The 16,544-nt window shown below is 62.2% G+C and carries 10 protein-coding genes; all 10 read right to left on the reverse strand.

Going from position 1 to position 16,544, the window contains the following annotated elements:
- Positions 1 to 63 precede the first annotated feature (63 nt).
- The 10 genes from addA to PZ897_RS20000 all read right to left on the reverse strand — a co-directional run bounded on the left by addA (position 64) and on the right by PZ897_RS20000 (position 16,400).
- Positions 64 to 3,675: a double-strand break repair helicase AddA gene (addA, locus tag PZ897_RS19955; protein WP_275754508.1), complete on the reverse strand. Its 3,612-nt coding sequence runs from the start codon at positions 3,673 to 3,675 to the stop codon at positions 64 to 66.
- Positions 3,668 to 6,874 carry a double-strand break repair protein AddB gene (gene addB, locus PZ897_RS19960; RefSeq protein ID WP_275754509.1) on the reverse strand — a complete coding sequence of 1,069 codons (3,207 nt, stop codon included), beginning with the start codon at positions 6,872 to 6,874 and terminating at the stop codon, positions 3,668 to 3,670. The genes addA and addB overlap by 8 nt, the downstream gene beginning before the upstream one ends.
- Positions 6,871 to 7,626, reverse strand: a complete 756-nt coding sequence (locus PZ897_RS19965; protein WP_275754510.1) for a nucleotidyltransferase family protein — start codon at positions 7,624 to 7,626, stop codon at positions 6,871 to 6,873. The genes addB and PZ897_RS19965 overlap by 4 nt, the downstream gene beginning before the upstream one ends.
- An 18-nt stretch (positions 7,627 to 7,644) precedes the next feature.
- The gene (gene tsaE / locus PZ897_RS19970) at positions 7,645 to 9,153 is read right to left on the reverse strand and encodes a tRNA (adenosine(37)-N6)-threonylcarbamoyltransferase complex ATPase subunit type 1 TsaE (protein WP_275754511.1); all 1,509 of its coding nucleotides are present in this window, start codon (positions 9,151 to 9,153) and stop codon (positions 7,645 to 7,647) included.
- A gap of 5 nt (positions 9,154 to 9,158) precedes the next feature.
- The gene (locus tag PZ897_RS19975) at positions 9,159 to 11,555 is read right to left on the reverse strand and encodes a PAS domain-containing sensor histidine kinase (RefSeq protein ID WP_275754512.1); all 2,397 of its coding nucleotides are present in this window, start codon (positions 11,553 to 11,555) and stop codon (positions 9,159 to 9,161) included.
- Between the two features lie 340 nt (positions 11,556 to 11,895).
- Entirely contained in the window at positions 11,896 to 13,293 is a 1,398-nt protein-coding gene (ahcY, locus tag PZ897_RS19980) for an adenosylhomocysteinase (RefSeq protein ID WP_275754513.1), read from the reverse strand.
- A 116-nt stretch (positions 13,294 to 13,409) separates the two neighbouring features.
- Positions 13,410 to 13,697 carry an HPr family phosphocarrier protein gene (locus PZ897_RS19985; RefSeq protein WP_275754514.1) on the reverse strand — a complete coding sequence of 96 codons (288 nt, stop codon included), beginning with the start codon at positions 13,695 to 13,697 and terminating at the stop codon, positions 13,410 to 13,412.
- Positions 13,694 to 14,095: a PTS sugar transporter subunit IIA gene (locus tag PZ897_RS19990; RefSeq protein WP_275754516.1), complete on the reverse strand. Its 402-nt coding sequence runs from the start codon at positions 14,093 to 14,095 to the stop codon at positions 13,694 to 13,696. The genes PZ897_RS19985 and PZ897_RS19990 overlap by 4 nt, the downstream gene beginning before the upstream one ends.
- Before the next feature lie 155 nt (positions 14,096 to 14,250).
- Positions 14,251 to 14,721, reverse strand: a complete 471-nt coding sequence (locus PZ897_RS19995; RefSeq protein WP_275754518.1) for an HPr kinase/phosphatase C-terminal domain-containing protein — start codon at positions 14,719 to 14,721, stop codon at positions 14,251 to 14,253.
- Positions 14,718 to 16,400, reverse strand: coding sequence for a sensor histidine kinase (locus tag PZ897_RS20000; RefSeq protein WP_275754596.1), 1,683 nt, complete (start codon positions 16,398 to 16,400; stop codon positions 14,718 to 14,720). The genes PZ897_RS19995 and PZ897_RS20000 overlap by 4 nt, the downstream gene beginning before the upstream one ends.
- Positions 16,401 to 16,544: the final 144 nt, after the last annotated feature.

A 16,544-nucleotide genomic window follows, 5' to 3' on the forward strand; every position in this document is an offset into this window, starting at 1 on the left:
GATTGGGCACTCCTTTGGTGGATGACTCATATGGAGCCAATGTGATGATTCGGTCTTGGGTATTCAAGGCTTTTCGAACGGACTCACCGAGCTGTGATCTGCGGCGTTACGTGGTCGGTCGATCCTGGCCATGGCCTGATCCAGCTCCGCTGCGGGGATTTCCATCAAAAACGGGCCGGAAACATAGATCAAGGCTGCGTCAATTCGCCGTTCGGGATAAAGAGGCGCCAGAAGGGCACGGTAAATCGCCAGCTGGGAAACGTGATCATCCGGCGGTGCCTGTCCCGGCTTGGGCGCAAGGCCGGTCTTGTAGTCAATGATCAGCACCCGGTCGGTTTCAATCGCGATGCGATCAAGTCGCCCGGAGACTGCCCGGTCTTCGCCGGCTATTCGCAAGGTTCCCATCACCGAAACCTCCGCCTCGCCCGGGGCATCAAACACCGGTGCAAAGCGGGCGTCTTGGAGAACACCGAGAACCTGGGTCTCTATGCTCTGAGCCAAGGCAGCCTGTTCCGGCGGCAAGGCCCGGGCGAGATAGCGTGCCAGAACCGCCTGGCGCTCGGCTGCGGCAACTCCCGGCAGCACCTGCAGCAGCCGGTGGACCATGCTGCCGCGTTGCAGCGCCGCCGTCGAGCCGGCCGCACTTTCGCCAAACGGCGACCGGGACGCCACCTCGCCACTGTCCTCGAGCACCGCGCTGACGCCGGAGGGCGCCAGCGGGCGCGGCAGACGCGCTGGTGCCGGCAACGGGCTTGTCGGGATGGTGATTTCGCTTTCGCTGACGGGCGGACGGCTTTGCGCCGGCACCCCAGCAGCAGTTCCGGTGTGTGCCGCTTCAAGCCGACTGCGGCAGTACCGGCGCACCTCGAACGGAGCACCCGCCTGATCATGGGTGATATCCCGGATCAGGTAACCGGTATCTCCGGCGGCACGGTCCAGACCGGCGGTGGCAAGCGAATGCCAGGTCGGGGTCTTGACCTCCCTGATGCCGCGATAACCGCAAACCACAAGCCGATCGGCGGCCCGGGTCAAACCGACATAGAGCAACCTGCGGTACTCCTCCTCCGCCTGCGCCCGCATGATCTCGCGCATCGGGGCGATGGCCTCGTTGTCATGGCTCTTGTCAGGCAGCCAGACGGGAACCGTCGGCGCACCGGGCGTGCCGGGCTGTTGCGGCAGAAGCCAGAGCCGGGGCTGGTGGCTGTGCTGGAAAGCCTCGCCGCCCGAATCGACCAGAAACACGATCGGCGCTTCCAGTCCCTTGGCGGCATGAACCGTCATGATCCGCACGGCATCGGACTGGCCTTCCATCTCGCGCTTGATCTCGGGCATGTCGGCCTCGAGCATGGCCAGAAAGCATTGCAGACCTGGCAAGCCCGCCTGTTCATGGTCGAGTGTGAGACCGAGGAACTCGTCGAGCACATCACTGACCTCGTGGCCGAGCCGGGCGAGATAGGCGCGGCGTCCACCATCGGGACCAAGCAGTTCGGCATAGAAATCATGCGGCGGCAGGTTGGCGCCACGGGAAACCCAGCGTTTGAGCTTGTCCACGGCCTGGGCGAACCGCGTATCGGTTTCTGCACGCTCCAGCAGATGCTGCCACACCGACATGCCCTTCGGCCGGGTCGCGGTCAGATTGAACAGATCATCCTCATCAAGGCCGAGCAGCGGGCTCTTGAACACGGCGGCCAGGGAAAGGTCATCGTCAGTGAGAAGAACAAAGCGGCCAAGTGCCATGAGGTCCTGGACGGCGATATGGTCGGTCAGCCGCAACCGGTCGGCGCCGGCCACCGGTATATCGGTCGAGGCCTTCAGCGTGCGCAACAGGGTTGGCACGAAACCGTCACGCTTGCGAACCAGAACCAGAATATCGCCGGGTTTTATCGGCCGCAGCTGCCGGGTTTTCTGGTCTTCAATCATCTCGTGGCCGACCCAGCGGCCGAGAACGCCGGCAATGCGGCGCGCCAGCTGGGCCGCCGGCGCGGTTTCAGGGACTTCGTCGAAGGCGGCAGTCCAGTCCTCGTCGTTGCCGGCCGGTTCCCTGGCAATCATCGGCCAGACTTCCACCAGTCCCGGCGCCTGCAGGCGGGCGGTTTCGTGGATCACCGGCTCATCCAGCGAGCCCATGCCGCGCAGGGCGTCCGGATCGGCAAAGACGTGGTCGACAAGCCTGAGGACTTCAGTGGCGGAGCGGAACGACACCCGCAGCGAGACCTTGGCGAAATCCACATCGGCAGCCCGGGCACGACCGGCGACGCGGCTCCGCTCCTGTGCAAAGCGCTCGGGGCGGGCGCCCTGGAACGAATAGATCGACTGCTTCTCGTCCCCGACAGCAAACAGGGTCCTGAGCGCGGGACGCGCGCCTTCGCCGGCAAAGAATTCATCCGACAAGGCGCCGATGACATTCCATTGCAGGGGCGCCGTATCCTGGGCTTCATCGACCAGAACATGGTCGATGCCCTGATCGAGCTTGTAATGCACCCAGGCGCTGGCACCGCTTCTGGACAACAGCGCCTCGGTGGCGGCAATCAGATCATCGTAATCAAGCAGCGCCTGGCGGGTCTTGAGTCTCTCGAATTCGCCGAGATAGTGCTGCCCCAGACGGAATGCCGTCAGTGAGGCTGACAACATCCTGAGCCGTGCCAACCGGTCGAAGACACCGACGATCTGCGATTGCGCTGCCGCCACCCGGTCGCCGAGATCCGGAAAACGCTCGAGCACCGATTTGGAGGCAACATTGCCAAGCTTGGCGGGGCTCCCGGACTTGGTGAAGAACACCTGCTTGAGCAAAGCCATACGCCCGGCAGGATCAGCCTCCGAGCCAACTGCCAGCAGTCCATAAGCGAAGGTATGGGCGCGTGCTGCGGATTTCGCCGATTGTGCGTAGTCGAACAAGGCCCTGACATAATCGACCGGCAGCGGATCGAGGGGCCAGAGAGCTTCGAGGGCCGAGGTTTCGTCATCGTGCGGCGACAAGCCCAGCGCTGTCCTGATCAACGGTTCCGCACCGCCGGACACCCGGGCTCTGGCGTCGAAGGCGAGAAAATCGCGGCGGCGGGCATAGAGCCCGGAGACAAGGCTATCAAAACCGGCCTCGCCGCCGATATCAAGCACATGGGTGACTGCGGCAGCCAGATCCGGATCGCGCTTGAACGTCTGCGCCGACATCAACTGCCTGCGGGCCTCGGCCAGCAGTTCGGCAGCCTTCTGGTCATCAAGAACATTGAAATGACCTGGAATGTTGGCTTCCAGCGGAAAGCGGTGCAGAACCGCTTCACAAAAGGCGTGAATGGTCTGAATCTTGAGACCGCCGGGCGTCTCCAGCGCCGTGGCGAACAGCCGCCGGGCGCGAATCAGCTGCTGCGGTTCGGCAGCCGTGCCCTCGAGTTCGGCAATGCGTGCGGCAAGCTCGGCATCATCAAGCCGCACCCACTCACCCAGCGTCCTGAACACCCGGTTGGACATCTCGGCGGCGGCGGCCTTGGTGTAGGTCAGGCACAGAATAGCCGAGGGACGCGCGCCACGCAGCAGCAGCCGGATCACCCGCCGGGCCAGCACATGGGTTTTGCCGGAGCCGGCATTGGCCGACACCCAGGCCGACACTGTCGGCGTTGCCGCCAGGTTCTGGCGGGCGGTGGTGTCAGATATGATGGTGGCGCTGGAGGTCTCACTCATCGCTGTCGCCGCCTTCCGCGTCCACCGCAGTCTGCCATTCGGCGACACGGGCCAGATGATCATATTCGCCGCCGAAATCACGGGCGCTTTGCGGAATCGCGCGCGACAGGAATCCGCGCTGGCCGCTGCGCAGCATGACCACCAGCCGGCTGAATTCCACAGCCGCCTTGGCGGCAAGATCAGCCGGGCTGAGAACTTCGTCGCGGCCGGGCTTTTCCGGATCAGTGTCGATGCGTTCGGCGAAGGGTTCCTTTCCGGTCAGCCGCTGATAGAAAAGGCCGGACACCGGCCTTTTGCCTGTATCTGCAAAGCCGCCATTGATCAGGGCATGGGCCTCGAGCGCCAGTTGCGGATCAAGCAGGATCCGCGCCTCCTTGCGCGACGGCGAACCGCCGGTCTTGTAGTCGATGATCCAGACGCTGCCATCGCGGCGCAGGTCGATGCGGTCGGCCATGCCGGTGAGCCGGATTCCGGCTTCCGGCATATCGAGGACGGCGCGGGCCTCGACCAGCGACCGCACCACATCAGCGGCGTTCTCGCTCTCCCAATCCACGATTGTCCGCGCCGCCTTGTCGAACCGCATCCGCCAGACCAGCGCAGCGGCATCCGGCAGGCCCGCCTTGGCAAAATGCTCGGTCGTTATCCGGCTAAGGGTCTCCAGGGTGCGGGCATCGGGCTCGGTGCTGGAAACAAACGCCTCAAGAATCGCATGGTACAGCGTGCCCCGCTCACGCGGACCTGGATCAGAGCGGAGGTCTTCGAGCGGATCGAGATGGAGAATGCGCCGGGCATAGATGGCGTAAGGATCACGACGCAGCTTGCCGACTTCCGAGAAGGAATAGGAGTTCGGCTGGAGTTCGGCCGCTGGATGCGGCTCGGGACGCAGCGCGGCGGGCGCAGGCGGACCCTGGTCCAAGGTCCTGGCATGCGTCAACAGCATCTGGCCGCGCGCGCGAAGCGCGTCTGACGGCGCCGGACCGATCACCGCCAGCAGCCGCTGAAGCCAGCGCGAGGCAACGGTCGGGGCCTTGCCGGACCGGAACGACCGCGACAGCACCACCTCGGGCGCGCCCATCGCCATCTGAAAATCATGGGCGGCCTGACCGATCCGGCGCTCGGGCGGTTCCAGCCCGATTGCCGCCTTCATCGCGCGCGACAGGAACGGGTCTTCCTGCCCCGCTTGCGGCCAGACGCCCTCGTTGAGCGCGCCCATCAGCAGGGTATCGACATGTTGCAGCCGGGCCTCGAGCGCACCCCAGATAAAAGCGCGGGGATGGCCGCCGGCCCGGGGCTTGACCATTCGTCCCGCCATTAGCGCATCCAGTGCGCCCACCCACTCCGGACCGGTCATTTCCAGCATCGAGCCGCTGTCGCGGGTTTCAAGCAACAGATCGGCCAGATCGGCCCCGGCTTCATCGCCCCACAAAAGATCCAGCGCGCCGGTTTCGTCGACGCAGATCCGCTCCAGCGCTTCGGCGGTCAGCGCCGCCAGACGGCCGATTGTAAACCGGGTGCTGGCCTCCTGTCCGGTCCTGTCAGCCTCCATCGAGGTCAGCGGCGCAAGCGCTTCTGTGGCGCGGCGGGCGAACTCACGCGCCTCATCGGCCTGGCGATCGCTGATCCGCGCCCGCCATTGCGGCGCGTGACGATCGTGCCGCGCGGGCTCGCGCAGGGTGACAAGGGAATCAAGCGCGCCAATATCGACGGCGCCGCTGCCGCCCCGCAGCGCAAGGCGTTCGACAAGACCGGCACAGGCGCTGGCCCTGGCCCGGGTGAGACCAAAACGCGCCAGCGGATGCTTGATGAGAGCGGTGATTGCCACCGCATCCCCCGGCGCAAAGGCAAGCTGCACCGCCAATCGCGCCAGCCCGCCCTGCAGGCTGGCGGCCAGCGGCGCGCCGCCCGAATCATTGGCCTGTATGCCGTAGCGGCCCAGTTCGGTGACGACACGGCGGGCAAGGTTGCGGTCCGGCGTGACCAGCGCCGCCGTCGGCTCGGGAAGTCCGGGACGCGGCTCCAGCGCCCGGCGCATGGCTGCGGCCAGCGCCGAGGCTTCCTCACGCTCATTGGTCGCCTCGATCAGGCTCACATGGTCAAAGCCCGGCCCGATCACCGTGGGAGCCGGCAGAAACCCCGGCTCTCCCCAGGCTTCGGTGGAACTCGCCGGCAGGAGTGCGCTGGACACCATCCGGCGGCGAATCGCCAGTTCGGATGAAAGCTGGCCGATTTCCGGAATGTCGCCGATCCGGTCGGCCTCCAGACCACAGCTTTGAAGCAGGTGCAGCAGGCCATATTGCGGATGGCTGCGGATGGCGACATCGACCAGTATGCGGCCATCCTCCGATTGTTGATTGGCTGCCGCCCGCGCCAGCGCCTGCCAGTGCTGCGGGCGCATGACCTGGTCGAGTCCCGGCAGCACCACCGCGCCCTGCGGCAGGTGCGCCACCATGGCGATCAACCGGGCAGTTGACGGCCGTGTCCCGGTGGATCCGGCAACAATGACGGGTCGATTCGCAGCCGAAACGGCAAGGCCGCGGGTGAACACGTCAATCATCGCGTTGTGATGCCGGGCCGGGCTGGAGCGATGGATCTCTTCAAGCAAGCTCGGCCAGAATTGCCGCGCGATCTTGAGGAATTCGCTTGTCAGTTGCCACCATTGCTGCAAATCGGCGTCAATCACCGTCTCGAGTCCGGCAAAATCCCCCTCTTCGGTCTCCACCGCCTGGATCAGATCAAACAGGGCGCTGCCCAGCCAGATGGCATCGGCCGGATTGGCAGGCGCGACCAGCGGCATGCCTTCGAGGTGATCCCTGACCGCCTGCGGCAAGGCCTGCTTCCAGGCCAGGACGAGATCCGCCAGGCGCAACGTGGCGGCTATTTGCGGGATCGGCGGATCAAGTGTCAGCGTTTCAGGCTCGGCGGTGTCGAAGAACCCTGCATCATCATCGGTTTCGCCCAGAGGGCGGATTACAGGCAGAATCGCTGATCCCTTGCCGATGCAATCGGTAAGTTCGGAGCGCAGCACCCGGGCGGCACGGCGCGTGGGCACGAACACAGTGGCGCCGGCCAGCGACAGCGGATTTTCGGTGCTGTAGGCGAGTCCCGGCAGCAATGTGCCGGAGACGATCTGGTCAGCCAGTGTGGCGAGAAAATCCACCCCGGGCGGGATCGTTGCAATGCGGGGCGCGGCCCGCGTCACTGTACCGGCTCGCCTGCGTCGGCAGACCGGGCGGCAAGAAAGGCGGTTCGTGCGGCTTCTGCCTCACCGATGGCTTCCGGGGTCCCGACCGTGAGCCAATGACCCTGCATTGGCGCGCCGAACAGCCGTCCGGCGCTGGCGGCCCGGTCGAAACACTGGTTGATGGAAAATCTCGGCACCGATATGGCGTCAAACACAGCCGGGTTCAGAATGAGTGCGCCGGCATAGATCAGAGGCTGTCCGTGACCCTCGAAGCGGGTCAGGCGGCCTTGTTCATCCGACGTGAAATCCCCGGCTCCGGTATGGCCTGTGGCCTGATCGAGACGGGCTGTCATCACCAGAATGTCCATCGATTCGGCATCGAAACGATGTGTCATGCTGGCAAGATTGTCGATGTCAGCCTGCGGGTCCTCAAGCCAGAATGTATCGGCATTGAGCACCAGGAACGGCTCGGTGCCAAGATCGGGCAACGCCTTGACGATGCCGCCGCCCGAATCGAGCAATTCGGCGGTTTCATCGGAAATGATGATTTTCGGGCCGGGCCGGGCCCGCAGCCAGTCGATCAGCAACGGCGCCAGATAATGCACATTGACGACAATGGAGCTGACACCAAGCCGCTCAAGCGCTTCAAGCCCGTAGGCAATCAACGGCTTGCCCGCCACCTCGACCAGCGGCTTGGGCAGCGTGTTGGTGATTGGACGCATGCGGGTGCCAAGCCCGGCGGCCAGAATCATGGCGGTTTTGATCGTCATCGGATTGGCGGTTCCAGTTTATGATTCGCTGTCTCCGATACCAGCCTTTGCAAACCAGATGCGCAAGGGTTGCAACGCCGGATGTTGCAGAGAAGCCGAAATATAGGTCTCCATCCGGGGAAGATGGCGCATATAGCCGGCTTTTCCGTCGCGCTGCTTGAGCCGGACGAAGATACCGAGAATCTTGGCGGCGCGCTGGGCGGCCATGATGCTGTAGGCCTGACGGAATCCGGCCTCGTCAAAGTCCGGGTTGCCGGTCCGGCGGGCAGCAACATAGCGATCCAGCAGCCGATCAGCGAGTTCCGGCTCAACCGTCACCCGGGCATCCTGGCACAGCGACGCCACATCATAGGCCGACGGGCCGATCATCGCATCCTGGAAATCGATGATGCCGAGCCGGTCCAATCCTTCCCTGCCGGGGCGCCAGATCAAATTGGGGGAGTGATAATCCCGCAGCACAAGTGATCTTTCGGCGGTTTCAAGCTGCGCGAACAGAGCCCGCCACACGTCAAGATACGCGGCGCGCTCCTCATCGGGCACGACAACGCCGCGCCGCCAAGGCAGATACCAGTCGGTCAGCAGTTCCACCTCGATCTGCATCGCCCGGGCATCGTAAGCCGGCACATGATGCGACCGGTCTGCAGCCGGTAACGCACCGGGAAGTTGCTTGCCGTGCAGCATGGCCAGACAATCGATGGCCAGGCCATAGCGCTCCGGATCAGGCTTTGCTTCGCTGTCCAGAATACCGTCACTGCCGAGGTTTTCGATCAGCAGGAACCCCTGATCGAGATCACTGGCGATGATTTCAGGTGCGGCAAGTCCCTGCGCACGCAGCCAGCGAGCGATGGCCACAAACGGAACAACATCCTCGGCCAGATGGGCAATCTGCGAATAGGGCAGGCCGTGGCGCACCGGCGGACCGTCCGGCTGCCTTGGCGCATTCATCAAAATGACCGGCTCACGTGCCTCGGCGCGGATCGTCTCATAGGTGCGGGTGGAGGCATCACCTTGCAGATGATGCCGCGACGCCGACCCCCAACCCGCAGCGTCGAGAAATGCCCGCGCCGCGCGGGACCGCTGCAGCCGGGCAACAAAGGAGTCCGGGCCGGACAGGGTGATTGTGCGACTGTCGCCAATGCCGTCAAACCGGATCACCACCTGATCCTCCGGCAGACTGTCAGCCGCCTTTTCCGGCCACTCGATCAGCGCTGCTCCCTCGGCGAGCGCATCGTCCAGCCCCAGTTCAGACAGCTCATCAGACGAGCCGATGCGGTAGAGATCAAGATGGGCGATCGGCAGGCGCAACTGGTAGACCTGGACCAGCGTGAATGTGGGGCTTGGCACTTCGAGATCAGGATCGTCAGCCACGGCGCGGATCAGCGCCCGGGCAAAGGTGGACTTTCCGGCGCCGAGATCTCCCGACAGGCAAAGGCAATCGCCCTGTTTGAGGGCGAGGGATACATCTTGAGCAAACAGGGCGGTTGCAGCCGTGTCAGCCAGTTCAACACGGATGGACGCTGGACCCATGGAGGCTACTCGGCCGCGTCGCGGGCAAGTGGCAGATGTGTCGGGAAGCGGCAGACCACGGTGGCGCCGCCCTCGTCGCCGTCTTCGATGGAAACAGCTCCCTTGTGCAATCCGACGAAACTCTGAACGATGGACAGACCCAGCCCGGCGCCACTGCGGCGGCCCGACTGTCCATTGGTCTCAAAGCGGGCAAAAACATCCCGGCGGGCATTTTCAGGAATGCCGGGCCCGGAATCCGATACCGAGAAGTACACCGCGTCCTCGTCCTGACGGCAGCCAAGCCGTATCACAGAGCCATCGGGCGCAAAATTTGCAGCATTCATCAGCAGCTTGAACAGGATCTGCTTGAGCCGTTGGTGATCGCCGATCATCTCCTGCGGCGCGCCGGTGGTATCGATCTCGAGCACCAGGCTGTTTTCCTTCAGACGGTCGGAAATCTGATCGCCCGCTTCGCCGAAAAGCTCGGATATATTCACCGCGCCGGCCTCGATCTTCATGATACCGGCATCGACCGTCGCCAGATCAAGAATGTCGTTGACGATGGTGAGCAGCACCGAGGACGAGGTCGAAATATGGTCAAGATACTCGGACTGGCGGTCATTGAGCTCGCCAATGCCGGGGGTCTGCAGCAATTCGGTGAAACCGATGATGTTGGTGAGCGGTGAGCGCAACTCGTAGGACACATGCTGCACGAAATCGTTCTTGAGCGCGTCGGCCTTGCGCAAGGCTTCGTTCTTCTCGGTCAGCATCCGCTCGGCCCCGACGCTGTCGGTGACATTGACGAAGGCGATCATGGTCTGGCCGTTGGGCAGCGGCACGATGGCATAATCGAGGATGAGGCCGGTGACCAGCTCAATGCGGCCTTCGCGGGTTCGCCGTTCATCCTCGAAGCCGGTGATGGCGCCGGCGAACAGGCGCCAGCCATCGGGCTCGCGGTAGGATGGTTCGCAAGCCTCGGCGATGTCACGAATATGGGTTCCCGGCTTGACCTGCAGATCGGTCAGACCCCAAAGCGCGCGGAAAGACGGATTGGACAGACGGATCTTGCCATCAGGCCCAAACACGCCGACGCCTTCGGCCAGGTGATCGATGGTCTCGCCCTGCGCCTCGAGCAATGTGTTGTAGCGGGTTTCCAGGTCGACCTTTTCGGTCAGATTCTCGAACACCCAGGTCACGCCGCCTTGCGGATGGGCATTGGCGAAGACATTGAGGGTTTGCCCGTCAGGCAGATGCCAAAGCTGTGGCGTGGTGTCGACGGACCGGTAGACGGACAGAATCTGGTCCTTCCAATCGCGCCAGGCATGCGGCTCGGGCAATTTGCCGTCGGCCCGCAACCGTTCGAGAAATTCGCCATTGTCAGGCCGCCGCGCCAGATAGGGCGTGTCGAGTTCCCACAGCCGCTGAAAAGCCTGGTTGTGAAACTGCAGACGCTGATCGCGATCGAAAATCGCCACCGGCGTTGCCAGATGATTGAGTGTTTCGGCATGGCTTTGCAGGGTGCGCTTGAGTTCTTCGCGCAAATCCTGCTCAACCGACACATCCAGGGCCAGACCGGCATTTCCGCACGGTGTCTTGACGTCAGCCACCTCCAGGAACCGGCGATGGCCGTGAATGACCGTCGACACCTTGTCGTGGAAGGGCCGATCGGCGGTCGCCACAGCGCGCACACGTTCCCGCGCCGCGGTTCCGAGCAACTCCAGCCCGCGCTGCAGTGCATCCTGGCGATCCCCTGCCTCAACCGCGTGGGCATAGGCGGAGTTGACCCAGAGAAGTTTCGCATCAGGTCCGCGCAACCAGACAGGCATGTCGATGACATCGAGCAGCGCCTGGAATGTATCCAGCGAAGCCAGCAACCGGTCCCGCTCGGTCTTGAGCTCGGCCAGCTCGGCGCGGACGTTGGACAGGGTGACGAACCGGACAAAGGCGCGGCCGCCGGAAACCCGGCCCTGGGCCTCGATGACATGCCCACGGCTGGTTTCGACGATCATGTCGAAACGTTGAGCCTGGGCCCGCAGCTTGTCGATGGCATCATCGAGTTTGGCCGCCGATCTCGGTTCAAGCCAGCGACCGAAGGCGAGAAACTCGGCCGGTTTTTGCGGGGCGCCGGTTTCGGCGGAGAGGCATCCAAGCACTTCGGCCGGCAAACCGGCCCCATCCCAGACAACGATCTGGCGGTCGCGGTCGACAATCAGGGCTTCGTAACGGGAAATTCTTGCGTTGGCATCGGCCAGGGAAGCCCGCAGACCGACATTCTCGAGGTCTATCTTGGCGCGTTCGCGAATCAGCCATATAGCCGAAATCATGGCCGCCGAGATGGCGCCGATGACCATGGCAAAATTGACCACTTCCAGAGACGAGATGGGCAGGCCGCCGGGCGCCTCGCCTGCCGAAGCCTGAGCCATGACAGGGGCTGCAGAGGCCAAAAGACTGCCGCCAAGCAGTGCTGTGCCGGTTGAAACCTTGCAGCCGACCCGATGAAGGTCACCTGCCAGGGTTTTTCCAAGCCTCAATAGCCTATTGCGCCCAAGTGAATCCGTTTTCACCGGCATGCCTTCGTCCCCTCGTCGACTGTTTGACAAGACATCGCCAACCCGTTCTCTGCGCCGCCACAACGCAAAACGAATCAATGGGTAAAACATACCTGTTTCACGAATCACGGTGAAGGGGAGAGCGGCAAAAAGAAAACCGCACCCCTGTTGTCAAGGATGCGGCATCAATATCTTGTGGGTAGAGACTAAATAATTAGTACCGGTAGTGTTCCGGTTTGAACGGACCCTCAACCGACACGCCGATATAGTCGGCCTGTTCGGTCTTGAGTTCGGTCAATTTGGCGCCGATCTTGTCGAGATGCAGTCGCGCGACCTTCTCATCAAGGTGCTTGGGCAGCACATAGACCTGGTTTTCATACTGGTCGCCCCTGGTCCAGAGTTCAATCTGTGCCAGCACCTGGTTGGTGAAGGACGCCGACATCACGAAGCTCGGATGACCGGTGGCGTTGCCGAGGTTGAGCAAGCGGCCCTGGCTCAACAGGATCATGCGATTGCCCGAAGGCATTTCGATCATGTCCACCTGATCCTTGATGTTGGTCCATTTGTGGTTTTTCAGCGCCGCGACCTGAATTTCATTGTCGAAATGGCCGATGTTGCCGACGATGGCCATGTCCTTCATCTCGCGCATATGCTCGAGCCGGATCACGTCCTTGTTGCCGGTGGTGGTGACGAAGATATCTGCGGACTTGACCACATCTTCCAGAAGAACGACTTCAAAACCGTCCATCGCCGCCTGCAGAGCGCAGATCGGGTCAACTTCCGTCACTTTCACGCGGGCGCCTGCGCCGCGCAGGGATGCGGCCGACCCCTTGCCGACATCACCGTAGCCACAGACAACCGCAACCTTGCCCGCCATCATCGTGTCGGTGGCGCGACGGATGCCGTCAACAAGGCTTTCCTTGCAACCGTATTTGTTGTCGAATTTCGACTTGGTGACCGAATCATTGACGTTGAAGGCCGGGAAGGGCAGCAGACCCTTTTTGTGCAGATCATAGAGCCGATGCACGCCGGTGGTGGTCTCCTCCGACACGCCCTTGATCGCGTCCCGTGTCCTGGTGAACCAGCCCGGGCTTTGCTTCATGCGCTTCTTGATCTGGGCGAAAACGGCTTCTTCTTCTTCCGATGTCGGAACTTCAATCAGATTGGTCTCGCCAGCCTCGACCCGTGCGCCCAGCAGCACGTAGAGCGTGGCGTCGCCGCCATCATCGAGGATCATGTTGGCCCCTTCAGGGAACAGGAACGAGCGGTCGAGATAGTCCCAATGCTCGGTCAGAGTCTGGCCCTTGACCGCGAACACCGGAACACCGCTCTTGGCGATGGCTGCCGCTGCGTGGTCCTGGGTCGAAAAGATGTTGCAGGAAGCCCAGCGGACATCGGCGCCAAGCGCTGTGAGAGTCTCGATCAGCACTGCGGTCTGGATGGTCATGTGCAGGGAACCGACAATCCGGGCCCCCTTCAAAGGCTGCTCTGATCCGTATTCTTCGCGCAGGGCCATCAGGCCCGGCATCTCGGTTTCAGCTATATCAAGCTCTTTGCGGCCAAACTCAGCCAATTCAATGTTGGCAACGAAATAGTCTTGAGTAGCGGTCATTGATTTTCCAATGGTTTTGAGGCCCAGACGGGACAGGCTGGATTGCATGCGCGCTGCCATAGCAGGAAACACATATGCTGGCAACACGACATAAAGATGTCTTTATGTGAAAATGATCAGGCGTCCTCGCCAAAGCGATCGGCAATCAGCGCCTCAAGCGCCGCAAGCACCTCGCCGGCCTGACGCCCTTCCGCTTCAACGTCAATGGAGCAACCCGGGCTCGCGGCCAGCATCATCAAGCCCATGATCGACGTTCCACCGACGGTGGCGCCGTCGCGTGTCACCCGGACGACGGCATCAAAACCCTCGACCGTCTGGACAAAACGAGCCGACGCACGGGCATGCAGCCCGCGCTTGTTGATGATCTTGAGTGAGCGCGCCTGAGCGGAAGAACCGGGCGTCATTTTCCGGTCAGCAAACGGCTTGCAACATTTATGTATTTGCGTCCCGCATCCTGCGCGTCGACAAGCGCCTTCTGCATGTCATTGCCACCGCGGACGCCGGCCAGCTTGATCAGCATCGGCAGATTGACCCCGGCAATGACCTCGATACGTCCGGAATCCATCACCGATATCGAAAGATTGGAGGGGGTGCCGCCAAACATATCGGTGAGTATGATCACACCGTGACCATTTTCAACACGCGACACGGCCCCAACAATATCCAGCCGCCGCTGGTCCATATCGTCTTCGGCCCCAATGCAGACTGTTTCAATTGCGGTTTGCGGTCCGACGACATGCTCCAGTGCATGCCTGAACTCTTCAGCGAGCTTGCCATGGGTGACAAGCACCAATCCGATCATTTTGCCTCCAGCAGCATGCGGCAAGCCTGGGTTTATCCCAAGCCACGCCAAATGCTTCGCAACCGCGAACTGTTTGAATTTTCATCTTGGACAGATGCGGTCGAAGTTCAAGCCAAAAATCGCCACACGTGTGGCAAAATCTGCCGAAACGGCTCTCAGCAACCGGAAAACAGCGGCCTGGACGTCGCAAGCAGCCTTGACAGCGGACCGGCTGCGCCATCGTGCCACAGACGCAAAAGGGGTATCGTCGCTGCGCTGCACGAAAAGGTTTCATGCTCGGCAGGCAATCGGCTGAGAGGCGATGGCTCGGTCAGGGCCACCGCACAATGCATCACCGCCCGATCCACGTGGCGTGTTGTGATGATGCCGCTGCCGCGCACTTCGATCAGGCCGCGAATGGGTTTGGGACAGGACGCGACGATGCGACCGGCCTGAACCATGAGCATTGTCCGGTCATCGGCAATCAGCGCGGCGTTCCACCCCCATGCCGCTGCTTCGGCCAGGCAGGCGAATGCGGCGCTGCTTTTGCCCGAGCCGGAAGGGCCCAGAAACAGCAATCCGGTCTGACCGACGACGATTGCGGTTGCGTGAATGGTTTCCCTGGCGCCGGCCGAAGCTCCGGTCATTGGATTTCGGCCGGTAGTTCGATAATGAACCTCGCGCCCGCCCATGTGCCGGCTTCGCTGTCGGGAATGTTTTCGACGGCCAGGCTGCCGCCATGTGCCTCAATGATCTGGCGGCTGATCGACAGCCCAAGACCCGAATTCTGACCGAAATCCTCGCCATCCGGCCGATCCGTGTAAAACCTCTCGAAGACACGATCAATTACCTCGGCCCGGATACCCGGACCGTTGTCCTCGACCACGACATGGACATTGCCACGACGGCGGCCTAGCCGGATGGTGATCGAGCCGCCGGTTTCCGGCACGAAGGATCGGGCGTTTTCGATCAGGTTGGTCACAACCTGCCCCAGCCTGAGATCATGACCGAGCACACTGAAGCCGGACTTGCCAGCATTGCGCTCATCAATCTTGAGCTCAATTGTCGCGACCTTGCTTCCGGACCGGACTTGCCGGGCAATGTCGACCATATCGGTCAGCAATGTTCGCATATCGACGCTCTTGCCATCTTGGCGCGCCAGTTCCGCATCCAGCCGCGAGGCGTCGGAAATGTCGCTGATCAGGCGATCCATGCGCCGGACATCGTGCTGGATGACATCCATCAACCGCTTGCGGGACTGCTCGTTGCGTGCAAGCGGCAGCGTCTCGACAGCGCTGCGCAGCGAGGTGAGCGGGTTCTTAAGCTCATGACTGACATCAGCGGCAAAGCTCTCAATGGCGGCAATTCGATCATAAAGCGCATTGGTCATGCCACGCAACGCCACCGACAGATTGCCGATTTCATCCTGGCGGGCGGAAAAATCGGGAATCTCTTCTCGGGCCCGGACACCGCGGCGCACTCTGACAGCGGCGGCTGACAAACGCCGGAGTGGTGTGGCGATCGTGCTGGCAAGCAGAAGTGACAGCACGATGTTGACCATTGCCGCAACACCAAACACCCGGAAGATTGCCATTCGTTCGGCATGGACAATCTTGTCGATGTCACCTGCCTGTGTTGACAACAGCAAAACCCCCAACACCGCGCGAAACCGCTGAACCGGGACCGCCACCGACACGATCAATTCACCTTTGTCCGTCACCCGGACCACCGCCCCGCGGCCGCCGGTCAGCGCATTCATGACTTCGGGATAAATCGATCCATCGGCGCCGGGCGGCTCACGATAGAGAGGCAGGTCGCGGCGCTGGAAGAAGCGATTGAACCAGCTCGACACTGTTTCGCGCAGACTGAGCGGGACGGTTTCAGCCGGGGGCAGATCGTAGCGCAGCACCTGTCCGCTGGTATAAAGATAGCGCGAATCGAGAATCAGGCTTGCATCGTCATCATAGATGCGGGCGCGGGTGCGTGTGGGCGAAATCAAGCGCCGCAGGACCGGTGCGATTCGTTCCGGATTGATCGGGAAATCCAGATTCTCGTTTGAATTGGTCGGCAATATGCTCTGCCCGGCTTGCAATTCGAGAAGCTTTTCCGGATCGATGGTGATCGAGTTGGTGTCGACCGAGGCGGATGCGGCCACCGCGCCGGCAATGATTTCCCCCTGGGTGAGAAGACTCTCGACGCGCGCGTCGATCAGCCCCTCGCGGAACTGATTGAGGTAGAGGATGCCCGACACCAGCACGACCAACGCCGCCAGATTGAGAAACAGGATGCGGCGGGTCAGGCTCGAAAACACCAGATTGCCGAACATCCGGCGCACCAGCTTGACCGGATGAGCCCAGCTTTTCGGGCGGTGGGTCTCAGCCTCGGCGTTGTCCAGCTCGTCCGGTCTGTTTTCGGTTTCAGTCACCATTCCGCTTACGCCGCAGCCAGCAAACCGACAAAGACAATTTGG

The sequence above is a fragment of the Hoeflea sp. YIM 152468 genome (genome assembly GCF_029210485.1).
Lineage (GTDB): Bacteria > Pseudomonadota > Alphaproteobacteria > Rhizobiales > Rhizobiaceae > Hoeflea.